Source organism: Bifidobacterium biavatii DSM 23969 (assembly GCF_000741165.1).
Lineage (GTDB): Bacteria > Actinomycetota > Actinomycetes > Actinomycetales > Bifidobacteriaceae > Bifidobacterium > Bifidobacterium biavatii.
The window spans coordinates 71,320-96,042 of sequence record NZ_JGYN01000001.1 but is presented as its reverse complement, the minus strand read 5'-3'; the positions used below and the strand labels follow the sequence as shown (position 1 = coordinate 96,042).

Annotated in this window: 17 protein-coding genes; 9 read left to right on the top strand and 8 right to left on the bottom strand. The window is 61.5% G+C overall.

The window, feature by feature from the left end:
- The 4 genes from BBIA_RS14375 to BBIA_RS00345 form a co-directional block, all read left to right on the top strand.
- The coding region (locus BBIA_RS14375; RefSeq protein ID WP_035137877.1) for a Mu transposase domain-containing protein at positions 1–662 on the top strand (662 nt) is incomplete at its 5' end.
- Positions 659–1,411, top strand: coding sequence for an ATP-binding protein (locus BBIA_RS00355; protein ID WP_035137870.1), 753 nt, complete (start codon positions 659–661; stop codon positions 1,409–1,411). The genes BBIA_RS14375 and BBIA_RS00355, both read left to right, overlap by 4 nt.
- A gap of 151 nt (positions 1,412–1,562) precedes the next feature.
- A complete protein-coding gene (locus tag BBIA_RS14020; protein WP_156103652.1) occupies positions 1,563–4,730 on the top strand; it encodes an MSCRAMM family protein in 3,168 nt (1,055 codons plus the stop codon).
- Between the two features lie 153 nt (positions 4,731–4,883).
- Complete coding sequence (locus BBIA_RS00345; RefSeq protein ID WP_033495178.1) at positions 4,884–7,130, top strand: SpaA isopeptide-forming pilin-related protein; 2,247 nt, start codon at positions 4,884–4,886, stop codon at positions 7,128–7,130.
- 545 nt (positions 7,131–7,675) lie between these two features.
- On the opposite strand, the gene BBIA_RS13120 is transcribed toward BBIA_RS00345, so the two are convergent.
- On the bottom strand, positions 7,676–9,079 hold the full coding sequence (locus tag BBIA_RS13120; RefSeq protein ID WP_081891738.1) for an Ig-like domain-containing protein: 1,404 nt from the start codon (positions 9,077–9,079) through the stop codon (positions 7,676–7,678).
- 326 nt (positions 9,080–9,405) lie between these two features.
- Here BBIA_RS13120 and BBIA_RS00330 point away from each other — a divergent pair, with 326 nt between their 5' ends.
- The 3 genes from BBIA_RS00330 to BBIA_RS00320 all read left to right on the top strand — a co-directional run bounded on the left by BBIA_RS00330 (position 9,406) and on the right by BBIA_RS00320 (position 11,775).
- Entirely contained in the window at positions 9,406–9,801 is a 396-nt protein-coding gene (locus BBIA_RS00330) for a hypothetical protein (RefSeq protein WP_033495177.1), read from the top strand.
- 38 nt (positions 9,802–9,839) lie between these two features.
- Complete coding sequence (locus BBIA_RS00325; protein ID WP_033495176.1) at positions 9,840–10,853, top strand: glycosyltransferase family 2 protein; 1,014 nt, start codon at positions 9,840–9,842, stop codon at positions 10,851–10,853.
- 139 nt (positions 10,854–10,992) lie between these two features.
- On the top strand, positions 10,993–11,775 hold the full coding sequence (locus BBIA_RS00320) for a nitroreductase family protein (RefSeq protein WP_033495174.1): 783 nt from the start codon (positions 10,993–10,995) through the stop codon (positions 11,773–11,775).
- A gap of 308 nt (positions 11,776–12,083) precedes the next feature.
- Here BBIA_RS00320 and BBIA_RS00315 read toward each other — a convergent pair whose 3' ends face one another.
- Together BBIA_RS00315 and BBIA_RS13115 are read right to left on the bottom strand one after the other, a co-directional pair.
- Positions 12,084–13,523 (bottom strand): serpin family protein, encoded by a 1,440-nt coding sequence (locus tag BBIA_RS00315; RefSeq protein WP_051923584.1) that lies wholly within the window; start codon positions 13,521–13,523, stop codon positions 12,084–12,086.
- Positions 13,520–14,626 (bottom strand): hypothetical protein, encoded by a 1,107-nt coding sequence (locus BBIA_RS13115; protein WP_051923583.1) that lies wholly within the window; start codon positions 14,624–14,626, stop codon positions 13,520–13,522. Before BBIA_RS13115 ends, BBIA_RS00315 begins: the two co-directional genes overlap by 4 nt.
- Before the next feature lie 179 nt (positions 14,627–14,805).
- Here BBIA_RS13115 and BBIA_RS00305 point away from each other — a divergent pair, with 179 nt between their 5' ends.
- Both BBIA_RS00305 and BBIA_RS14570 read left to right on the top strand, forming a co-directional pair.
- Positions 14,806–15,606, top strand: coding sequence for a response regulator transcription factor (locus tag BBIA_RS00305; RefSeq protein ID WP_238548377.1), 801 nt, complete (start codon positions 14,806–14,808; stop codon positions 15,604–15,606).
- 248 nt (positions 15,607–15,854) lie between these two features.
- Complete coding sequence (locus BBIA_RS14570) at positions 15,855–17,528, top strand: sensor histidine kinase (RefSeq protein WP_033495172.1); 1,674 nt, start codon at positions 15,855–15,857, stop codon at positions 17,526–17,528.
- A 100-nt stretch (positions 17,529–17,628) separates the two neighbouring features.
- On the opposite strand, the gene BBIA_RS00295 is transcribed toward BBIA_RS14570, so the two are convergent.
- The 5 genes from BBIA_RS00295 to thiM all read right to left on the bottom strand — a co-directional run bounded on the left by BBIA_RS00295 (position 17,629) and on the right by thiM (position 24,593).
- Positions 17,629–19,008 (bottom strand): MFS transporter, encoded by a 1,380-nt coding sequence (locus BBIA_RS00295; protein ID WP_033495170.1) that lies wholly within the window; start codon positions 19,006–19,008, stop codon positions 17,629–17,631.
- 353 nt (positions 19,009–19,361) lie between these two features.
- A complete protein-coding gene (locus tag BBIA_RS00290) occupies positions 19,362–19,730 on the bottom strand; it encodes a thiamine-binding protein (protein WP_033495168.1) in 369 nt (122 codons plus the stop codon).
- 154 nt (positions 19,731–19,884) lie between these two features.
- On the bottom strand, positions 19,885–20,745 hold the full coding sequence (gene thiD / locus BBIA_RS00285) for a bifunctional hydroxymethylpyrimidine kinase/phosphomethylpyrimidine kinase (RefSeq protein WP_033495166.1): 861 nt from the start codon (positions 20,743–20,745) through the stop codon (positions 19,885–19,887).
- Positions 20,746–20,971: 226 nt separating this feature from the next.
- Complete coding sequence (thiC, locus tag BBIA_RS00280; RefSeq protein ID WP_033495164.1) at positions 20,972–23,617, bottom strand: phosphomethylpyrimidine synthase ThiC; 2,646 nt, start codon at positions 23,615–23,617, stop codon at positions 20,972–20,974.
- 61 nt (positions 23,618–23,678) lie between these two features.
- Positions 23,679–24,593: a hydroxyethylthiazole kinase gene (gene thiM / locus BBIA_RS00275; protein ID WP_033495162.1), complete on the bottom strand. Its 915-nt coding sequence runs from the start codon at positions 24,591–24,593 to the stop codon at positions 23,679–23,681.
- Positions 24,594–24,723: the final 130 nt, after the last annotated feature.

The window sequence follows — 24,723 nt, the reverse complement described above, 5'->3', positions numbered from 1 at the left end:
CGTTCCAGAAACGCGAGGGCTCCCGTCAAGCGGTGTTCGACGAAATGGAACGGCCGTTGCTCACGCCGTTGCCGGCGGTCCGCTTCGAAGTGGCCGAATGGTCGTACGCGCGCAAGGTGCAGGCCAACTGTCATATCGCCTACAACAACAACTGGTATTCCGTCCCGTACGCGTACGTGGGACGCACGGTGGACGCGCGCGTGGGCGCTGACCGGCTCGAGATCTGGTGCGACGGCGTGCGTGTCTCCTCGCATCCGCTGTTTCCCTCGTATGTGAGGAACCGGTACTCCACGAACCCGGGCGACCTGCCCGGCAAGGCGAAATGGAGGCAATGGGACCGTGAACGCGTCACCGGCTGGGCGAACCGGGTCGGCCCGTCGTGCGCCGTCGTCATCGAGAGGATCTTCGAATCGGTGCGTTTCGACGAGCAGGGACTCGGCGCCGCCCTCGCGGTCATGCGCCTGGCAAAAACGTATTCCAACGAACGATTGGAGCACGCCTGCCGTCTCGCGTTGCAATCCATGCACTCGCCCCGGTACCGGCAGTTGAAACCGATCCTCGACAACCATCCCGCCAACACCGGTGACGGAACGGCTGCCGGAGTCGAGCCGGCCGGGTTCGTGCGCGGCGGCGACTACTACGGACGGGCGGTGGAACGATGATCATCGACGAGCAGACCAGGCGCAAGCTGCGCCTGATGGGCGCCGACCAGCTTCTCGACGCCTTTGAGCGCCAGGACGAACGGGCCTGCGCCACCATGCCCGTCAACGAGCGGATCATGCTGGCCGTGGACGACGCGTACTCGACCTGGGCGGACCGGAAGATCACGGCCATGGGCAAACGCGCCAAACCCAGATACCCGCAGGCCGATCTGAGGACCCTGGACCTGATCGACGAGCGCAAGCTCGACCGCAACGCCATCAACCAATTGCAATCCTGCGCGTTCATCGGCCAACGCCTCAACATCCTGCTGACCGGCGCCACAGGCAGCGGCAAGAGCTGGCTCGCGTGCGCGATCGTCAAACAGGCATGCCGGAACTCCTACCGATCCCTGTACACGCGCATGCCCGACCTCGCCGAACAGCTCGACACCGCCACAGGCAAACCAGCCGGCGTGCGCAAACTCGTGCGCAAATACAGCACGTACACGCTGCTCGTATTGGACGAATGGCTCCTCGACAAACCCGACGAACGCATGCGCTCCTTCCTTCTGGAAATCATGGAACACCGCTACGACACCGTCAGCACCGTGTTCGTCACCCAGTACCCCGTCAAGGACTGGCACGAACGACTCGGCGGAGACGTGACCGCCGACGCGATCATGGACCGCATCGTCCACAACAGCATCACCATCAACACCGGCGAATACAACATGCGCCGACACCACGCACACCCAACCACAACCAACTAACCAACAACAATCAAAACCAGCCGGTGGCCCCCAACCAAACGGCCACCGGCCCTCAACCCCAATACCCCTGGCCCCCACCGACAATAACCAATGGCCCCCACGCCAACAAATACTCACCAACGGCACCTTCACCAACAACAATTCGACCGGCGTGGACGGCAACGGCACCCTCGCCTACAGCGATGGCGGCAAAGTCGTCATCGTTAACGGCACGTTCTCCATGAATTTAGCCAAGGAAGGCGGCGTCATCTGGCAAACGGGTCAGTCGTCGTCGCTGACGATTTTGAATGGTTCATTCGATAAAAACGCGGCCTTGGTTGATGGCGGTGTTATCCACAACCTAAATGGCTCCCTGACAATCGATGATGGCTCGTTTACAAACAATATCGCACGTGGCGATTATGGAGAGATCTCTAATACCGAGAAGATGATGGGACGTGGCGGTGTCGCATATACGGAAGGAGGGGCCGCATCGGTATCCGGCGGTACTTTTCAGGACAACATATCTATGGGTGTGGGTGGTGGCGCTCTCGCAAATAACCAATCTGGCACATTGACAGTGACAGGCGGCACCTTTACCGATAACCGTCAGTCTTACGGCACTTTCAATGTAACAGATCATTCGTTCACAGCCTTGGACTGCTCTAGTGATGGTCCATCAAGCAAGCATTCGTGCCGTCGTGGAAACGGACGTGGAGGCGGTGCGATCATGAGCCAGTCCTCCAAAAGTACTCTTACTATCCAAGGCAAGGTTACTTTCACCGGCAATTTCACGCGTGAGTGGGCATTCAACAATGGTGGCGGTGCCGTGTACGCGAAGGGTATTCTCTGGGTGAAGAACAGCATGAATGGTGATCGTCCTACATTCGAACATAATTGGGCGGGCGTTCTGGAGACTCAGTACGATAGCCAGAATCGTACGCCAGTAGGCGGCGCAGGAGGCGCGATCTTCCTTCAAGATGGAAATTCTACCGGCTATTTGATGGGCGGCGAGTTCCATTACAACAGCAGTGGATATTTGGGCGGAGCTGTGTATACTGAACAGCATTCAACCACGTACATTGCCAAGGCGGCAGCTACTGCAAATATCGCCGGTCATTTTGGTGGAGGATTCTGGCTGTGCCCGTCAGGCACTGGTGTCGCATCCAAGGGCGGCAACATTGCGCTCTATGACAACAAGACGAATCCATTGATCGACGCGAATGCAGACAACACGAACTTGGAAAATTTACGTTTGCATTATGCAACGTATGGTGCTGATCTCACGAATCAAGCCGGTGCGGATTTTGCCATCATGAATCCGTACTCGAAGGACAACGAGGTTACGGATAATTCATTTCAGTTGATGGACACGTGGTTCACGGATCGTACGTCCAGCGCGGTCACTTGGGCTTGGGACAATGTGCCGATCATGCAGGCGAGCGGATTTGGCGACAGTTGGCAGGGTGGTTCTCCGGATTCCCCAGAAGCTATCATTGCAACGCCTAAGACCGTGTCTCTTACGCAACCGAATGGTTCAGAAGTATCGTTTGCTGATCACTTGTATACACTTCAGCTCAGCTATCCGTACCACAGAACCGACGGTAAAGAAGATACGGCAAAGCCGAACGGTAAGTATCAATCGGGACTCCAATATGCAACTGGTGTTGCTCTGAAAGCAACCGTTACCGGTGATGACGCAGCTCAGAAGCAGAAGAAGGCAGGAGCTTGGAGCGCGGCTTCAGTGCGTTTCTCTGATAATCAGGCGCGTTTGTCCGGCGGTGCATTCGGCACGAACGGCGACGTGATGTTCTCCACGCCGTACACGGTGTCGTGGAGCAAGGTAGCGAACAATGCTGCGGGTCAGCCGGATGAGTCGAAGCCGTTGGCAGGTTCCCAGTGGAAGATCACCAGTACGCCGCTGACTGCGGATAAGACGGTGACGAATTCGGTTGGTAAGTCAGTTATGCTGAAGCAAGGTACGGTTGGTGGTCCGTATAGTGCTGCTTACTGGCCGATGTTCTGCGACACTGGAGACGAGGCTTCGTATAATGCCGGTAAGTGCTGGCAAAAGAACGATGACGGCTCGGTCAGTGCGATCGTCACTGATAACGAGGCGAATAGTCATACCGCACAAGGCGACACCTACACGTATACAGGCGCGTTCGACAACAACCCGTCTGCCGGTGGATTCGATTTGAACAATCTCGCCGATGGCGTGTACACGATGACTGAGATCAAGGCTCCGGTTGGTTACGCTCCTGAAACGAATGCGGATGGCACGGCCAAGACGTATACGTTCACGATCGCCCAAGCGCAGGCTCGGTGGAATGATGCTGCTGGGAATCCCGGTAGTACCGATCTGACGGTCGGCAACACAGTCATGCCCGGTGTGGCTTGGGATAAGCAGGATGCTGATGGCAAGACCGACATCGCTGGTACGCAGTGGACAATCACGAAGCTCGACGGGGAAGATGTCGGCAACGCATGGACGATTGATGACTGCAAGTCGGAAGCCGCGTGCAGCTATGATGACGGTACGACCGTGCAGGACTATGATTCGCATGTCGGCGGTTTCCGCGTCAACAATCTGCCCGCTGGTACATATAGCCTCAAGGAGGCTAACACTCCTGATGGTTACTGGCATTCGTTAGCGGAATATCGGTTCACGATCACTCCGGGATCGTCCGGGGCTGTGTACCCCACGACCAAGGCCGGTAAAGCCACGAACGGTATCATCACGAACCAGAAGCCGACCGTCTCGTGGAGCAAGGTTGCGGTTGACGATCAGACCAATCTGCTTTCCGGCACCGAATGGGAGATCAGCGGTGGTCCGACTGGCCAACCCACGGCAAAGGTCGTGGACTGCGTCTCCACGGATGATGCCACGAACGCGTGCTCCAAGAACACAACGAACACGGTCAACGACAAGGATGAAGTCACCGAATACCGCGATCTCGCGAACGCGTCCGGCGTGATCCGCATCAGTGGTCTGCCGCGTCCGGCGGAGGGACAAACGTACACGTTCACGCTGAAGGAAACGAAGGCGCCGAGTGGATACGTACTGGCCAATATCGCGTACACGTTCACGATCGGCTACGACGAGAACATGGACGTGCACATCGACATCCAAACCGGTGACGACAGCAAGCTTGCGGTGATTCATCCGAACAACACCGGCAATCTGATTCCTAATGTGCGGATGGTGGCGGCGTTGCCGTTCACCGGTGGTTGGGATGACCGTGACTGGTTGTGGTTTGGCGGTGCGTTTGTGGCTGCGGCGGCGTTGGTGTTGGCGTTGTCGAATGAGTATCGCCGGCGTAGGGCGGTGATCGTATGATCGCGCGTCATTGTCATGATCCGGGTGTGGTTCCTTAGCGATCACATGAAAACCAAGGATTTGCGGATCGCGGGGTCGGTCGATTGGTTGCTCGTTCTCCGCGGTTGCAGAAAACATTAGAAGGAAATTAGAAGGAACAGAAAGAGGTTTCTCATGAAGTTGAGAAAACTATTCGCCGGCCTCGCCGCCGCAGCCACCCTCCTCAGTGGCCTTGCCCTCGGCGCAGTCCCCGCCAATGCGGCGCCGCAGACATTGCCGTTTAAGCCTTTGGCTAATACTAACGGTAAGACTGATAAAGTCGACGACAATGGCAAGATACTCGAGAATGCCACGTTCAAATTCACAGCCGATGATGCGAGTCAGTGGGGTGTGAATAACAATCGTGAAATCAAGGCATTTAAACTGGCTGATTATTATCAGTATGTCACTGAGAATCCGAAATATGACTCTAAACAAGATGAGTCTGAGACAAATTTCGAAAAGCAAGCATTTTTTGGTGTACAGACTTCTGATGCGGCTAAGTCCGGCGTAGCGGAGGCGCTGAAGATTGCTCTGGCGAATGTCGCCAAGAAATCTGATGATACAACTGCGGCCGAAAAAGATGGAAAGGTTGTGGTTCCGGAAGGTGATAATGCTGCTGATCCAATAGCATGGGCATTGCAGTATGGCTATCTTGATCAGTCCAATCAAAAACCGTGGACTACAGTGGATGTCGATTCTTCTGCGGAAAGTACAACGCGCAAATTTGCCGATGCATTGAAAGCGTACGTAGGTACCTCAGATCCGATTCGTAAACTCGGTAGGCCGGTTACGCTCAAGGTTAATCCTGATTCTGCCGGAGAGGTTGCGTTAAACCCCGTCGCTGGTGACAGCAAGTCTTATACTGCCGATTTGCCGGCTGGTATTTACTTGTTCCTTGATGTGACCGACAGTGGTATTGGTGACGACGGCAACGTTAATACAGGTAAAGCTGACTCCAGCGACAAGAACTGGATTCAGAACGGTACCACGAATGACTCGGATACTAAGGGCGAAGTCGTCGTGAACTCCGCTCCGATCATTCTCGCTTCTGGCCATGTGACTTCTGAAGCCAATGGCGAAAGCTACTTGTATCCGATCGGCAACATTGCAGACGGTGACAATTCCGTGTCCTTCAAGAATCATGTGACTCCGGTCACCAAGACCGTTGACGATTCCGACAAGACCGTGTCTACCGGCCAGATTGTGCGTTACACGCTGAGCACTACTCTGCCGCTTACCACTGGCTACGATCCGAGCACGTATGTGTTTACCCTGCAGGATTTCCCGGGTGAAGGCCAGACCGTAAACCTTGATGGATTCAAGGACGCGCAAGGCAATGTAGTCAGCAACGGTGAGAAAGGTGCGAGCAATGCTGGTGAATACACCGTTAAGGTGTATGACACCGACGGCAAGACTCTGCTGAAGGTTCTTAAGGCTGACACCGATTACACGCTGACTACTTCTGCTGAGAACAATGGTCATGAGATTGTTGGTGCTGAGAACAAGGCGTCTTGGTTCAAGCTGGATTTCTCCGAGCTGATTCGGCAGGATCTGTATAACAACGGTGCCGCGAAGGACGATGCCGCCGGTACAGCTGAGTATAAGCACTTGTGGGGCATGAAGGTCGTAGTGGAGTACGCCGCGAAGATCACCGCTACCGTGAAGGACGTTCCGAACCAGGTCGAGGTGAACGACAACAACGCGATCGCCAACCACGGCACCAACCTCACGCTCGGCCAGTTCACCTTCTTCAAGACAGATGCTCAGGGTAATGCCGGTGAGGATATCAACGGTGCGACCTTTGTCATCTCGAAGGATGATGATACTAAGGACAACACTGCGGTCACTCCTAATTCGCCTGATTTTAGTGGAGTCAGTGATACGAACCGTGACGGCCAGGTTGATGACGACGATATCGATCACGTCAAGTCTCCGTGGGGTGGTGACGGCATCAACGAGTCTGATTCTCGTACGGCCAGCGTGTGGAATGAGAACCACGAGCTTGTTGTGCACAACGGCGTTGTGACGTTCTACGGTCTGGCGGATGGCACCTACGTCGTTAAGGAAACCCGTGCTCCTGCCGGATTCCTTGGCGGTCAGGTTGCCGTGTCGTTCAAGGTCACCATCAAGGGTGGTAAGGCTGTAAAGTTTGACGGCATCGATAAGTGGGGTCTTGCTCCCGATTCTGCCGATAATACGGAGTCTGGCAACGAGATTACCGATTACAAGGTGAAGAACGTGCGCAATGTGACGCAGCTGCCGCTTACTGGTGGTATGGGCATCATCCTGTTTGGCACGATTGGTTTGATTATTGCGGGTGGCGCTGTGGCGGTGTTCCTGCGGTCCCGCAAGACCAAGATGGCGCTGATGATGGCGTGATGCTGATGATGACGCAAGATGCTTGAGATCGGGGATTTTGGATTTCTGAGTGATAGCGTCTTGTGTTGGGGGAGAGGGCGAGTCCTTTGTAGGGGGCTTGCCCTCTTTCTTTTTGCTTGGTTGGAATCACGCTTGCGCGTGATGCTGTGTTGTTGGCGGCGCGTAGCGCCGCGACGCTCCCCCAGTCAGCTGCGCTGACAGCGTCCTGCAATTATGGACTCGCTTCGCGAGCGTTATTGCTGGCTCACTGTCGCTCGCTCCTCGCCTAAAAACAGTCCACTGGACTGTTTTCTTCACGGCTCGGTCTATCCGAGGGGGCCGAGGCTCCGCCAGCATTGCAGCGTGTTGAACACTTGCTGGAGCGGCAGCTACTGCTGCCGCTGACAGTACAGCATCGCGCGCAAGCGCGATTCCGAAACAACAGGCATGTCAGCGCATGCACATCACCATGCGAAAAGCCGCAAAAATATCTGCCCGGATGCGGGTCGACGACGGGCGCATTCGGGCAGAATAGGATCAGCGGTCAGGCTGTTCGCTGGGGCGGGTTACAGGCTCTTCCAGGCGATGCCTTCCATATGCCAGCCGCTGTAGCCGACCGACTGGTATTCGCCGAACGACGTGGTGTACACGTGCTCGCCGGAATTCGGATTGTACAGACGGTACACGTTGGTCGGAGCGGACGGCGAAACATACCATGCCACGCCTTCGTTCCGCCAGCCGCGGGCCACCAGCATGTCATGCTCGTTCTTGTTGGTGGTCCAATTGTGGTTGCCGTTGTTGGGATTGTATTCGCGGTACACCGGAGACAGGCTGCCTCCCTTGGCGGCGTTGAACGAGACGCCCTCGTCGCGCCAACCCTTGCCGACGAGCATGTTCTTTTCGCTCAGACTGGTGGTGTAATGGTGCAAGCCGGAGTTGCGATTATAGACGCGGTACACCGGCACCTTGGTGACGTTGGCGACCGTCACCTTGAAGCTGTACGTCTTGCCTTGGCCGCTCACGCTGATCGTGGCGGTTCCGGTCTTGTGCGCAGTCACCACGTTCCCGTTGGACACGCTTGCCACCGAAGGATTGGACGACGTCCAGGTTCCGGAGAAGTGGTATCGGCCGTTCATGTACTTCAGGCGAGCCACGGCCGCGACCTTCTGACCGGTTGACATGGTGCCGGGCAGGTTGGACGTGACGCCCTGTCCGATGAGCGCGTTGGACACGTTGACTTCAACCGTCTTGGTTCCCGACCAGTTCGTGGGCGCCTGCGACTGGTTGACTGTTTCCCAGGACGCTTCGCCGGCGGCGACACCGTTCAGCACGCCGAACCCATACCATTTCGCGTCGGGGTTGACGAGCATGACGTAATGGCCGGTCTCGCTGTGCGACTGTCCGGCCACCTGCTTCACGTAGTCGTCCTTTTCGGACGCCCACAGGTCGATGGCGGAATCGGCGTCGCCGGCTCCCCACGCGAGCACTTCGTTGAACGAACTGTCCTCCCCGTAATAGGCTGTGAAGCAGTCCGTCCCGTTCGGCCTCGTATGGCCTAGACTGTAGTCCGCCGCCTCAATGGTGCGCTGCACGGCGATCCGTTCCAGCGCGTTGGACCATTTCGGCGACAGGTATTCCGCTTGGCTGATTCCCTCCGACTTCAGATATTGGGCCACCGTGACATACCGGCCGTCGGAATCCTGCCGGAACTTGATGCGCGTATCGTTCAACGCGTCGCGACGCCATTTGACGACTCTCGCGATCGCCTTGGCGTACACGTCGCGCTGGTTGAGCGTCACCGTGGTGGTGACGGTCGTTCCCGTGCCGATGGTCACGCCCAACGACGAGGTCTTCTCCGCGCTCGGGGTACCGTCATCAGCGACGGCCGGACCCGTTACGATGCCGCCAATGGCCATCGAGGCGGCCGCAACAAGCGCACACGCCTTCCAGGATGCTGTTTTTCGTTCCATTGCCAAACCTTCTCTCAACACATGGCACACCCATGTGCCAATCACCAGCGTAGCACCGGAACCATGCGCCGTGAAGGGTCATCGTCTTTTCATGCCGCGGGAGAGAGAGTCGGAATTCCAACGATAGTTGCCTTATTAAGACACTGTGTTGGAATAACGTTTCCTCATTTGGACCGATTTTACTTCCTCATTTGGACCGTTTTCGTTTCCTCATTTGGACGGTTTTGACTTCCTGGTTTGGACCGTTTGGCGTGTGGGCGCAACGCGACGGTAGAATCGGGGGAAAGCATCGGAACGATGATCGCATCAAGGGCGAGGGGGAGCGCATGAGCGGGCTGTTGGACGGATTCACGGAAATTCGGCTCGCCAAGCCGCCGCGGCTCACCATCCGCGACCGCAACATCAGCTTCAACGCTGACACCGGCATCATGCTCGGCCATCCGAGCGCCGTCATCACCTACGTCAACGAGGAAACGCGGCAGATCGCACTCAAATCGGCGCAACCAACGGATCATAACGCGGTCCCGATCATCGACCGCCGCACCTACATCACGCTCGCCGACGGCACGGCCGAACGCGCGATCCTGAGACTGTTCGACCTGCCGGCATCGCAGCCCGGCCACACCGCCGTCACCTACATCGACGGCCATCATTACGACGATCTCGGCATCATCATCTTCGACGCGAAATACGCGATCACGCGCGTCCGCCCCAACCATTGACGCGCGTTCCGCGCCGGGCTGTGCATACAATGGTGGGCATGAGTGAAAAGCATGCCGCGAAGAAGACCATCGAGAAACTGGCGATCGTCGTCGTCACGTACAAACGCCAGCAGCTGCTGACCAAACTGTTCGACTCGATCGAACGGCTGACCGTCGCACCGTGGCGCATCGTCATCGTCGACAACGAACACTCCGACGAAACGCACGGCATGGTCAACGACTTCGCCGCACGCATCACCAAACAGTGGGGCACCACCGTGCCGGACGCGAGCGGCAACGAACAGCGCGTCGTCTACGCGCCGCAAACCGCCAACCTCGGCGGCGCGGGCGGCTTCTCCGCCGGCGTGAAGAAGGCGTACGAGCTCGGCGCCGAATGGTTCTGGGTCATGGACGACGACGTGGCCGTCGAACCCGAAGGCATTGAAAAACTCGCCAAATGGACACCCCGCCACGACGTCATCCAAGGCAGCCGCTACGACTACGACGGCGGCCCGTTCTACTGGCAGTACGACTTCATTGTCCCGCTCGGCATCCCCAACCCGATCGCGCCCGCCGCGTTTGGCCGCGCCGGCTACCGCGTCATGGACACGCTGTGCTTCGAAGGCGGCCTGTTCCGCCGTCGCGTCGTCGAACAGATCGGCTTCCCCGACCCGCGATTCTTCATCTACTGGGACGACACGATCTACGGCTACCTTGCCAGCAAGGTCACCAATCCGATCGTCGTGCCCGATGTCGTGCTGCGCCGCACGCGCGAAATCGGCAACTGGGACATCGCCGGCTTGCGCCAGCTCAACTCCACGTCCGACATGAACCGCTACCACATCATGCGCAACCGCGGCTACATGGCCCGCTACTTCATGGCGCACGGTGACTTCCGCCCGTTCCTGTTCGCGCTCGGCACGATCGCCACCGCCGCGAAGGAAGTGATCCGACTCGTCATGGTCGACCGCGAGCACGTGCGCACCGGACTCGTGCAGATCGCCAAGGGCTGGTGGGATTCGCGCAAGCTCATGCACGACCCGAACTGGAAGCCGATGCCGGCGCTCAAGTAGCGTTCGGAACTTGCGTTTTGTGCGGTCTTGCGTGGTTTTGCGTGAGACCGCATGGTTGCCGTGATCGTCGTGGCTGAATGCTGCGTATGATGGTTACGTTATCGTCACGCCATTATGCAACGCCAAGGAAGGGGCAATCATGGCAGAACACACGCAGCTCATCGACGCGATCAACATCCGCACGTCGGTGCGCGCCTACGACAAGGACCCGATCGACGAGGACACCGCCCGGCAGCTGAGCATGACGCTCGACGCGGTCAACATGCTCGGCGGGCTCAACATGCAGCTCATCCTTAACCAGCCGGCCGTGTTCACCGCGGCCAACGAGTCCGGGCACCTGACCAACGCGGCGAACCTCATCGCCGTCGTCGGTCCGAAGGACGATCCCGAAGCCCGCGAACGCGCCGGATTCTACGGTGAGCGCGCCGTGCTCACCGCCACGCTGCGCGGACTCGGCACCCTGTGGGTCGGCGGCAGCTGGGATCGCGCCGAAGCGGCCAAGCACTGCCGCATCACCAAGTCCGAGGAACTGTACTTGGGCATCGTGATCGGCCACCCGGAGCATCACCTCACGTACACGTCCACCAGCTATGCGGAACTGGTGGAACGCCAGCGCACGCACCGGCCCACCAAGTCGTACGAGCAGTTCACCGCCGGCATGACCGACGAGGAGCGCACCGCCGCGCCCGACTGGTTCCGCGCGGGCGTCGAGGCGGCCATGAAGGCGCCGAGCGGCATGAACCGCCAGCCGATCACGTTCACGTACAACACCGCCGACGACACCGCCGCCGCACACATCGACCCGGCGTCCGACAACGGCGTGCCGTTCAACGACCTCGGCATCGCCAAGCTCCACTTCCAGATCGGCGCCGGCGCCGGCGACTGGGCCTGGGGCGACGGCGGCCTGTTCCTGCACAAGTAGCATCGGAATCGCGCTGCGCGCGATGCTGTGCTGATCAGCGGCGCTGCCGCGCCGCAGACGCTCCCTCAGTCACAGCTTCGCTGTGACAGCTCCCTCAGCCGAGGGAGCCGAGGCTCCGCCAGCTTCTCTCGCTTCTACGGTTATGAGAAACCAGTGTCTATAACACGCCTTGCAGGCTCCCTCGGCTGAGGGAGCTGGCCGCCGCAGGCGGACTGAGGGAGCGTCCGCGAGCGGCAGTGAGCCGGCAACACTGCATCGCGCGCAGCGCGATTCCGATACTGCGGGCTGCATCGACAGTTTGCATTGATTTAGAGGTCCGTGACGGCGCCCACGAACAGGGGGATGCCGTCGGGCGTGGCGTACTGGTAGAGGAACGGGCGGTCGACGGTGAAGTCGACGTGCCGCTGGCTTGCGGGCGCGGCGGAGGTGGCCATGCCGATGTCGGTGTAGGCGGCCGCCTTGGCGCCCCGCTCGTTCACGTCGATGCGCGTGCCCTGCACCACCGAATCCACATACAGCGCCGCGTCCTTGACAGCGGAATGATCGGCGTCAAGCATCTTCGCAAAATCAGCCCGCTCCGGGTCGAACGCGTCCGTGACGCCGATCTTGCGCAGCACGCCGATCAGCTCATCCGACGCAAACGTATTCGTGATCGAGAACCGCGGCATCGTCACCGTCACCTGCGCGGCGTACGCCGTCGTGTCGAATCCCAGCACGTCCGGGATCGGCCCTTGACGTTCCGTCTCGTCGGGCCAGATCGCGTTCCCGTCCGGCGCGTCCGACGTGCCCGCGCGGAACGCCCGGCTCGCTAGGGAACTGCCCGCCTGCGCGATCTCGTCGAACTGGCCCTCGTCCGGCAGCAGCAGCGTGAACGTGCCGCCGTCGTCGAATGTGAGCGTTGCGGTCTGCCAGCCTTCCTTCTTGCTGAACGCCCACGTCGTGTTCTCAAACGTGCGCGTCATCATCGGCACGGTCGCGTCGCTGTTCGACCCGTGGAACGTGCCGTTCTTGGTATCGTTCGCATCGAACGGTTCGGCCCAGCGTCCGTCCGCGTACACGGTGTTGACGATCGACAGCAGTCGACCGTCGTCCAGCCGCACGTCCGGTGCAAGCTCGCCGCGCGTGCCCTCCTTGATCCACTCGCGCAGCCGTTGCGTCGCGTCGTCGCCGAACGGCAACGAAACCACGTTCGCGTCGAACGCGTCGCGCACGGTCGACGCGAACTCGTCGGACAGCGTGAGCGTATCGTCTGCCCACACCGCGTTGCGTGCGAGCATTTCGGACGCCGCGCCTTCGCGCCGGCCGTTGATCGACGAGATCAGCGAACGATAGTCGCCGGCAGTCAGTGATTGCGTTTGCAACACACGGTCCAGCTGCGCGCGCGTCTCGCCGTCCGCGCCCTGCGCCGCGATCGCCAATGCCAGCCACATTGACGCGGGGGAGAAGTTCACGTTGCCGTGCCTGAGCCCGGCGGCGAGAAAGTAGCTGGAATACTGTTCGGCGAAATAGCTTGCGCCGTTCGCCGCCGACGTGCTCGGCTTGTCGGCGAGCGGACGGGCCGCGACGATCGTGGCGCGGATGCCGTCCAGCGCGGCCGTTGCCGTATACGCTGCGCCCGTTGCGGCGACGGCGAATGCGATCGTCAGCAGCGCCGCAGTCAGCCGACGCATGGCCGCCGACTGCCGATGACTGCGTGCGGTGCGCACGTTGCTACGAACGTTGCTGTTCTGAGTGTTCGGCGTGGTCATGACCGCTCCTTTCCTATGGAAGCTGTGCGATTACGAAAATTACGAAGAGCGCGGACGATCAGCCGTGCGGACAGCATCGCGATATAGCCGATATAGCCGGCGGCGAGATACAGCACGAGGAACTGCGGTACCATGTCGACCAGCGCGGTCCAGTCGATGAACCAGCCGCCGCCGATCGGCGTGCACACGCCGTTGATCGGGCATTCGTCCTGATACGGCGCGGACAATACGAACACCGCCACGGCGCCGATCAGTGCGCCGATTGCGGGGAAGAACAGCGACCGCAGCCAATCGAGCCGTACGTCGGCGGACCGTCGTGCACGGCGTCGTCCAGCCGGCATCGCCGCGTCGCGAGTCGCGTACGCGCCGCACGCCACCAGCAGTATGGGCGGCACGGCGAAATTGATCGTCAGTGCCCCGACCATCACCCATTCGCCGCGAATGAGCGCGAACGCGAGGATCAGGCCATACGTGACCGCCAGCGTCAGCCAGCAGCCGAACCGCACCGCGTCACGCCGCGCCCACGCAAGCATCCGACCGCTCGCGCTCGTCGGCGGCGGGGCGAGAAACAGCCTGCGCAACCCGTAACGGCCGATCGCGTAACAGGCGAACGCGACCGCCGCGTAGGCGAGCAGCAGCACCGCACTGCCGTACAACGTTTGCACGAGCAACTCGCCGCCGTGCGCGCGCATCAACGACAGCCAGTCGGACCACCGGCGGTATTCGACGTAGCCGACCATGCGCAAGTGCGCCCAGCCGAAGCCGAGCGGGCCCATGAGCGCGCTGACCAGCGGAAACGAGAGCGAACCGGAGCGGATCGAGCCGAGGATCAGATTCGTCAACGCCAGTCCGGCCGGCCAGAGGATCGCCATCATCGGCAGCCAGGTGAAGCCGTCGGGAACCGGCCGGTCGCCGAGTTCCGGCAGGAACGCCGCGTAACGGTAATAGTAGGCGGTCAGCCACAGCAGTCCGCCCAGCGCGATCACGCCGATCCAATGCGCGCGGTTCCATGAGCACTGTCGGACGAATCGCCGCGTGAAACTGTTCGTGAAACGCGTCGTGCGCGGGTCTTTGGCAGCGGGATCGATATGTACCGAGGTCATGATGGCCTCCTTTCCGGCCGCCGGATGACTACGGTCGGCCGTCCAAGCCGGTGCGGGGAAGCGGTCGCGGTCTCCGGACCGGACGCCGCGGCGCCACTACAGCCACGCGCACCGGCGTGTTGCGGTAATTCCAGTATGGAACACGCGCGATCGGTGGAATGATGGATGTCATAGCCCGCATGACGCGGCGCGACGACGCGGCCGCGCGGGCAGGCATGATAGGCGAAGGGGAGGTGCGCATGGACGAGACTGGTGCAAACGCGCGTATTCGCATCGGCATCGTCGACAACGACCCGTACGCGGTCGCCGTATTGTCGACGATGATCGCGCGCATGGACGCACGCTTCGACGTGGCCTGGACGTGCGAACTCGGCGCGGTCGCGATCAGCCGCTGCCTGAGCAGAACGCAGCGGCCGGACGTGCTTGTCACCGACATGTCGATGAACGACGTGCCCGGCACCGAAGTCTGCCGGGCGATCCGCGTCAAACGCGCCGATGTGGGTGTCGTCGGCGTGACATCGTATGCGGTCGCGTCGTTCCGCGACGAAGCCGTGCACTGCGGCATGCAGGCGCTCGTCGGCAAAACCGACCTCGCCGGCATGGCCGCGGCGATCCGACGTGCGGCCCACGGATTGGCGACGAATGTCGGTGATGATGATCGGACGACTGTCTTGGACAATGCAGTCGATGCGCGTAACGCGGAAGAGACAGGCGGCGCACGCTTCCTTGACTCAGCCGAAGCGCACACGCTGCTCGAAGACGCGTCATACGACGCCGGCGGCGCTCGCGGTGCGCTCTCACCCAAGGAACGCGATGTGCTGCGCCTTTACGCTGACGGGCTGACCACGCGCGAGATCGCGGACCGGCTCGGCGTTGGCACGTCCACCGTCTCCACGTTCGAACGGCGCGCGCTCGCCAAACTCGGCGCCCGCAGCCGCGCGCACGCGATCTCGATCTGCGTGCGGCGACATGTGTTCTGACGATCTTGTCATTATGGAACGTGCCAGATGAACTTGTCATTACGGAACATGTCAGATGAACTTGTCATCGTAAGCGAGGATAGCCGTATGAACTTGTCATTTCGAGCGAGGCGAAGCCGAGTCGAGAAATCTTCCGAACCGTTGGCCGGTAAGGGATTTCGCCGCTCGCTTCGCTCGGTCGAAATGACGAAGAATTTAGCCGGCAAAACAGGGTATGTGCGAAACTGCATGGAAAGCGGGGTGACGGGATGACGGCTACGGTGGAATGGCGCGAACGACTGGTCGCTGCCGACCGGCGCGTGGCCAACGCGTGGCTGCTGGTCGCGGTGCTGGTCGTGTCCTTGGTCTGCACGATGGAAACGCTGGTCGCGCTGGTGTTCGACGGGATGACGGTTGCCAGCGTGGTGTGCGCGTTCGTGTTCGCCGCGGCCGTGATCGGCATGGCGTTCAGACCGGTCAGCGGCGGTCTCACGGTCGTGACGCTGTGGACCGTGCTGTGCTTTGCGCCGGTGACGATGCCGTCCGCCACGCTGGTCGCGGTGCTCATCGCGGTTGCCGTGTTCGGGTATGCGAACCGGCGTGCGGCGGTTGCGATCGCGGTTATTGCGCTGGCGTCGTGGCTACTGACGGCCGGCGGCGTGGCTGTGCCGCAATGGGGGAGCGGGAACGGCAGCGGCAGCGCGAACAGTCTTACTGGCAGCGACACTTCGTCCGACTCTGGCGGCGACAGCGCCGATTCCTCCGATTCCGATACTGATGATTCTGCCGGCTCCGGCAACGACGATGCCCCGGCCAACGATTCGATCGGCAATGACGCGGTCGGCGAGTCGGCTGCTTCCGGGAACGGCACCGGTTCCGGGCAAACGGATGACGCGGATTCGGGTAATGTATCCGGCGGCTCGCAGAACGGCAACGATTCCGGACAATCCAGTGGTGCTGATGGTCCCGGGCAATCTGGGCAATCCAGCCAATCCGAAAACGGAGATAATGCCGCGTCTGATGATGCAGGTTCAGACAACGACCGTCACGTGCTGCTCGGCACGGTCGCCATGGTCGGCGTAGCGCCGGTCGTCATCCTGTTCGCTGGATTCCTGCTCGGCGGCATGGCCGCACGTTGGAACCACGAGCGGCACACTGCGCAAATGGAACTCGAGTACCGGCGTCAGCGCGCCCGCGCCGCACAGGACATCCATGACTACGTGTCGAACGATCTCGCGTATCTTATCTTGCGATTCGACAAGGATATCGCCGACGGCCGTGCGCCCAGCCTGGCCGAATTGCGAGAATTGCGCGACGTCGCCTCCGGCGCGCTCGATCGCACGCATCAGGTCATCGGCGTCATCGAAGGACGCGACGGCGGCGATCCGCGCGCATCGTCGACGGTCGAACGGCTTAGCGATCACGGTCACGCCGCAGCGACGTCAGCATCATCGCATCCGTCCGTCATCAATCCGAGCGTCGACCGTGCCGACTGTCCGCTCGCCGCACAACTGCGCACGATCGCACGATCCGGCGATCATCGGCTCGCCGAACTCGGCTTCGACGGGCAGACGATCGTCTCCAATGCGAACGACGCGGCGCAGCCGGACGACCTGTTCGCCGGACTGCTTGAGGAACTGTACGGCAACATCGCCAAACACGCCGACCCGGACGGCGGCTACGTGCTCACGATCGGCGTCGGCCGCGACGCCGTGCAGATCGCGCTCGTGGACACGGCGCTCGCTAAGGCCGAGGTCGGGCATCATGCCGATGGCGCTGCCCGCATCGGTGACGGCGGACGGGAACGGCAGTCGCTCGGCACTGGGCTGAAGCGGTACCAGGCGACCATCGCGGAACGCGGCGGTACCATGCACGTCGAAACTGGCTGGCAATCCGATCCGCAATCCGGCGAATGGACGCTGTCCGCAACAATCCCGCTGTGAGTGCGCGGGTGAAACCGCACATATGCAACAAAAAACGGTCACGCCGACGAATCGACGCAACCGTTTTTCTATTGTTCTCTTGCCTATGAAGGCACGGCGATCAGCCAACGGAGCGCTGGGAGGTCTCCGCACCGAAGAAGCCGACGATGAGCATCGAGAAGATCGCGATCACGCTGATCGACACGAAGATCGACGTCGCGCCGAGCGCGGTGAGCATCCAGCCCACCACCATCGGCATAAGCACGTTGAGCAGCTTGGCGATCGCGTTCGCCAGACCCACACAGCGGAAGCGGACCTTGGTGGCGAACAGTTCAGGCGCGTACACGGCCACGACCGACGCCATCAGCGTGTAGAGGCACATCATGAGCAGGAAGCCGACGATGATCGCGCCGGCGGTCGAAGTCTGGAACGCGTACGCCATGCCGAACACGCCGGTGAACAGGAACGCGGGCACGATCGTGCGCTTGCGGCCGATGCGGTCGATGAGCAGCGAACCGATCAGGCAGCCGACCGGAGCGCCGAGCATCATGAGCGTGGACGTGGTGAGCGACGAGGACAGGTTGATGCCGCGCTTGACGAGGATCGTCGGCACCCACGAGGTGAACGCGTACGAGCACACGTTGGTCGCGCCCACGGCCACGATCGCCACGAGCAGGCAGATGCCGAGCGAACGGCCGCCAGCATTACGGCTCTGCGCGGCCGCGTCGGCGGCGGTGGCCGCGGCGTTGGCGGCTGCCGGTTCGGAACCGTTGGCCTCCATTTCCTTCACGATCTTGTCCGCCTCGTCATAGCGGCCGTGCACGGCGAGCCAGCGCGGGGATTCAGGGATGTCGCGGCGCAGCCACCAGATGATGGCCGCCACCAAGCCGATGCCGACGAACAACGGACGCCAAGTGAAATGCGGGATGATGGCCGCACACAGCAGCATGGCGATCGGTACGCCGCAGTTGGCGACGAGCGAGACGATCGCGCACCAGTGGCCGCGGCGGTTCATCGGCGCGAACTCGTTGACCATCGCGAAACCGGTCACGATCTCGGCGCCGAGGCCGAGGCCCGCGCCCAGACGGCACAGGGAGAGGACCGCCATGTTCGGGGCGAACGCGCCGAGGAACGTGAAGCCGCCGAACAGCAGCAAATTGATCTGATAGGCGACGCGGCGGCCCTTGAGATCGCCGACGAAACCGGCCAACAAGGACCCGATGAGCAGGCCGAGGAAGCCGGCCGACATGAACGTCGAATTCTGCTTGACGGTGGACCAGCCGGTGGCCAGCGCGCTGGATGCGACGGCGGAGCCGATGTACACGTCGATGCTGTCCATGAGCATGCCGGCCGCGACGAGCGCGACGATGCGATGGAACATCGGGGTTTCGTGAGCGCGGTCCACGCGCGAGATGATGTCTTGAATATGCGCCTGATCGGCTTCGCCCGCCTGAGCGTGCGCGGCGGCCGTGGCGGGAATCTGCTGGGATGCAGCAGTCATAATATGCAAACCTCTTATGTATCGACTCTTGGCTACGACTGCGCTCCCATTGTGTGGTCGCGCGACGTTGCCTTGAATCCGTTCGCCGGCCATTGTGTGGCTGGGAAAACCTGACAGATACCTTAGGTTTGTCTCTTGGAAATATGTGATGGCGGTCACATAGTGGACGAATGAGTGGGTGTCAATGGACACCGGTTCCCGGGATTTCGCGTGGAAAATCCCGGGAACCGGCGATGTTCAATTTTGCGTTGCACAACCCTGGAACACCGGGGAAGGGCAATGTGCGATTGTGATATATTGTGTGGTTTCCGGTTCCCGGGATTTTTGCCGCGAATCCCGGGAACCGGAAAAGGTTACTTATCGCCCAGAATTTTGTCGACCAGCGCCGGCTTCTCGGTCAGCTGGCCAGTGAAACCGGGGCGGATGTCCATGTGCAGCACGAGGCTCGTGCGATAGCCCTGCATGGCGAGCTTCTTGGCCGCATCCCCGGCGACCTTCAGCACGTCGTCCAGATCGCCCTCCACGTCGGTGAACAGCGCGTTGGTCTCCTGCGGCAGGCCCGACTCGCGGATCACCGCGATGGCCTGCGCCACGTACGGCGACACCTCGGAACCGGTGCCGTGCGCCGACACCTGGATCGCGGCCACCGTGTTGAGATACGGCTTGCCGGTCTCCGGATCGATCGGAACTTCCTGCTTGACTGCGTTGCGGTCGAATGTCATGTGGTTCACTCCTTTTATATAGGACCTGTATAGGTCTTGACGCCACGGTCCTGCAATTACGGACGCGCCTCTGGCCCGACTGATTGCTGCCTTCGTTTGGCTTCCGCCTCGCTCAGGGTTCGTCTGCGCGAAGCTTACCGGCTTTGCGCTTAACTTAACGCCAGGCCCACGCATGGTCCATCGGACCGGAGCCGTGGCCCAGATCGAGCTGGGCGTTGAGCGCGCCGGTCAGATAGTCCTTCGCGTGACGGATCGCCTGTTCCAGCGTATCGCCTTTTGCTAGATTCGACGCGATTGCCGACGACAGCGTGCAGCCGGTGCCGTGCGTGTTTGGATTGTCCACGCGCTCGCCGTCGATCCACGTGACCGTGCCGTCCGGTTCGACCAAGAGGTCGTTCGCGTCGGCCACGCCGTGACCGCCCTTGACGAGCACCGCGCAGCCGAAATGGCCGGCGATCGCGCGCCCGGCCGACTCCATCGCGGCCTCGCCGGCGATGGACGCGGACTGCTCCGCGGTTTCGGCCCACTTGTCGGTGTTCAGCGTCGCGTCGCGGTGCGCGAGCAGTTCCAGCAGCACTTCCGTTTCGGGAATGTTCGGCGTGATGACTGTGGCCAGCGGGAACAGCCGCGTGGTGAGCGCGGCGATCGCGTTGTCGTCGATGAGTTTCGCGCCGGACGTGGCGACCATGACCGGGTCGAGCACGACGTTGGTCGCGTGGTGTGCCTCGAGCCGGTCGGCGATCGCGTTGATGAGGTCGGCGGAGGAGACCATGCCGATTTTGATGGCCTGAGGCGGGATGTCCGCGTACACGGCGTCGATCTGCGCGGCGACCATGTCGGGCGTGATGTTCTGCACGCCGGTGACGCCCAGTGTGTTCTGCGCGGTGATCGCGGTGATCGCGCTCATGCCGAACACGCCGTTGGCGAGCATGGTCTTGAGGTCGGCCTGTGCGCCTGCGCCGCCGGACGAGTCCGAGCCGGAGATCGCCAGCACGGGGATGAGGGTGGTGGTCATAATCGGTCCTTTCCGTGACGTTGCGGCCGTTCCGCGCACCGGCGATCAACCGGTCACGAAGCGGCCGCAACATTCTACTGCTTTGCCGGGTTGCGATGTGATGGGTTCTGACTACCCCTCAGTCACTGCGTGACGGCTCCCCTGACAAGGGGAGCCGAGAAAAAGACACGACAGTCACGGCCCAACACAGCATTGGCCGCGTCAGTGCGTGGCCAATACGATTGTGCTATTCGGCGGTGGTGTAGAGCTTGCCGCCCTGCGCCTTGAACTTCTCGCTCATCTCAGCCATGCCGCGCGCCACGTTCTCGGCTGATTCGGCGACGATCCGCTCCTGCGACGCCTCGCCTCCGAACTGCTTGCGGATGTTCTGCGAAATGGCCATCGAGCAGAACTTCGGGCCGCACATCGAGCAGAAGTGCGCCATCTTCGCCGGCTCGGCCGGCAGCGTGTCGTCGTGGAACGCGATCGCGGTGTCCGGATCGTAGCTCAGGTTGAACTGGTCGAGCCAACGGAACTCGAAGCGGGCCTTCGAGATCGCGAGGTCGCGGTCCTGCGCGTGCGGATGGTGCTTGGCGATGTCGGCCGCATGACAGGCGATCTTGTACGCGATCACGCCCTGCTTGACATCGTCCTTGTTCGGCAGACCGAGGTGTTCCTTCGGCGTCACGTAGCACAGCATGGCCGTGCCGTAACGGGCGATCTCCACACCGCCGATCGCGGACGTGATGTGGTCGTAGCCCGGCGCGGTATCGGTCGTCAGCGGTCCCAGCGTGTAGAACGGCGCGCCGTTGCAGATCGCCTTCTCCATCTCGATGTTCATGCGCACCGTGTCGAACGGGATGTGGCCCGGGCCTTCGATCATGACCTGCACGTCCTTGGCCCACGCGCGCTTGGTCAGCTCGCCCAGCGTCATCAGCTCGGCCAGCTGCGCCGGATCGTTCGCATCCGCGAGGCAGCCCGGACGCAGGCCGTCGCCCAGCGAGAACGCGACGTCGTACTTGGTGAAGATGTCGCACAGCTCGTCGAAGTGCGTGTACAGGAAGCTCTCCTGATGATGCTGCAGACACCATTCGGCCATGATCGAACCGCCGCGCGAGACGATGCCGGTCACGCGGTTCGCGGTCAGCGGCACGAAGCGCAGCAGCACGCCCGCGTGGATGGTCATGTAGTCGACGCCCTGCTCGCACTGTTCGATCACGGTGTCGCGGAACAGCTCCCAGCTGAGCTTCGACGCGTCGTCCTCGACCTTCTCGAGCGCCTGATACATCGGCACGGTGCCGATCGGGACGGGGGAGTTGCGCAGGATCCACTCGCGCGTGGTGTGGATGTCGTTGCCGGTGGACAGGTCCATGACGGTGTCCGCGCCCCACTTGGTGGCCCACGTCAGCTTCTCGACCTCCTCGTCGATGGACGAGGTGACGGCCGAGTTGCCCATGTTCGCATTGAGCTTGGTGAGGAACGCAGAACCGATGATCATCGGCTCCGCCTCCGGGTGGTTGATGTTGCACGGCATGACCGCGCGGCCCGCGGCGAGTTCGGAACGCACCAGCTCGACGTCGCAGTTCTCGCGCTCGGCCACATACTTCATCTCCGGGGTGATGATGCCGTGACGGGCGTACCACATCTGCGTGATCGGATGGTCCTTGGCCTTGAGCGGGTTGTGCTTGCGGCCGCGCCACTCCTTGGTGGCCTTGCCGCGCTTGATCGCGCGCTTGCCGTCGTCCGCGAGATTGCGGCGGCGGCCCTCGTACTCCACCACGTCGCCGCGGTCGAGGATCCAATCGAGGCGCAGGGGCTTGAGGCCCTCCTTCGGATCACACTTGGGGCCTTCGGTGTTGTAGTCGATGAACGGCGGGTTCGGGCCGACACCGGGCGTGTCGGACAGCTTGATCTCGGTGTACGGCACCTCGAGATCGTAGCTGCCGAACTGGTTTTCGAAATGCACCGGCTTGGTCTTGCGAATGTGCGCCTTGTCGCGCTGCTTGGAGCCACGGGCGGCGATGTCGACGCGCTGCTGCTTGGCGAGCTTCTGCGCTTCCTTGGCCTCCTTCGCGTTGGTGAACTTCTTTTCGGTCGTGGCGGCGTTCTCGCTCGCATCATCGGCGGCTGCCGGCGCAACGATCGTGCGCTTGGCGTAACCGTGCTTCGCGTCCCCGCGCACGGCCTTCCACGCGTCGGTCATTGCACGCGTCACGGCCTGCGGATCGTCCGCGCCGGCGATCGCCGAAACGGCGAACCAGCCTGCCGCCTTGGTGTGCGCGAGCATGTCCATGTCGGCGAGCGTCACGCCGCCGCCGACCACGACCGGAAAGTCGCAGGCCGAGCAGATCGTGTTGATCTGCTCCGCGTCGAGCGTCTTGCCCGAGCCGTCGTTGCCGCCGACCGACGCTTCCGGCTTGGTCGTGGAGACGTGCAGCGGACCGGCGCCGATGTAGTCGATACAGCCGTCGGGCAGCTCGTTGATGAGCTTGACGAGCGCCTCGGTTTCGGCCGACAGGCCGACGATCGCGTCGTCGCCGAGCAGCGCGCGGGCCTCGCGAGGCTCCATGTCAGTCTGGCCGATGTGCACACCGTCGACCTTGATACCCTTGTTGCGGCACTGCCAGACGACGTCCACGCGGTCGTCGATCACGAACGCGACCGAATCGGACTTGTCGTTGTCCTCGATGATCTGCGCGATGTCCTGCGCGAGCGAGGTGATCTCCTTGGCGTCGGCGTCCTTGGCTCGCAACTGGATGAACGTGGCGCCGCCGCGCAGCGCCTCCTCGATCACGTCGGTGACCGGTCGGTCGTGCGTGTCCTGTGGGCCGACGACGAAATACGCGGACAGGTCGAACGAGTCGCGCATCGATGCGAATGGATAGTTATCCATGATGATTCCTCTGTTCTCTATATATAAGGAATTGATAAGGTTTTGAAGACTTGTTTGCGATTTACAGGATGGCAGAATCGGCGATCTGCTCGGGAGTGAGGTTCCACAGTGCGTCGAGCAGATGTACCTGGAACGAACCCGGTCCCTCGGCCTTGGCCTCGGCGATCTCGCCTGCGCGGTTGTACAGCAGTGTCGCGGCCAGCGCGGCCACGAGCGGCTCGGCGACGGCCAGATACGTCGCGGTCACGCCGCCCAGCGAGCAGCCGGCACCGGTGATCTTCGCCATCATCGCGCTGCCGCCCGGCAGACGGTAGACGTGCTCGCCGTCGGTCACCAGATCAACCGCACCGGACACGGCCACCGCGGCCTGCCCATTCGGCGCGAACTTCGCCAGAAACACGGCAAGCGTCTTCGCTGCGTCGACGGCCGCATCCACCTCGTCCACCGACTCCACGCCGGCCGGACGACTCGCCTCGTCGGGGGAGATGAGCCCCCACATGGTCGCCAGCGCGATGATCTCCGACGCATTGCCGCGCACGATCGTCGGGGGAGCGGCGCGGAACGCGCGCAGGATTTCGGTGCGCGTCTTGCCGATGCCTGCCGCCACCGGGTCGAGCACCCACTTATGCCCGGTCTTGCGGAACGCGCGGGCGATCTGCGGCAGTGCGTCCTTGTAGAACGGCAGCAGCGTGCCGACGTTGATGTAGTCCGCGCCGGAGATCCACGCGGTGTTGACCACGTCGTCCGGCAGAAAACTCATCGCCGCCGTGCCGCCGGCCGCAAGCTGCGCGTTCGCGACGAGGTTGATCGTCACAAAATTGGTGAAAGACTGTGCCAGCGGGGTCTGCGCTTTCACGTCGCGCACCGCCTGCGCTATGCGCGCGCGCAGACCGGTCAGATCGGTCGAATCAGCATTGCTGTTGTCAGTATTATTGTCTGCATCATTGCAACAGTGCATATGCGAATCATCGCTCATATCGCTGCTCCCTACGATGGTCTCAACCAACAGGTTCCAAGGGTCAGGCTCACGCCACTCTCAACCCGGCCGTTGCCTCCGGGTTCCCCTGCATTACGTTTTCGACGCTATGCCGCAACATGGACATCAT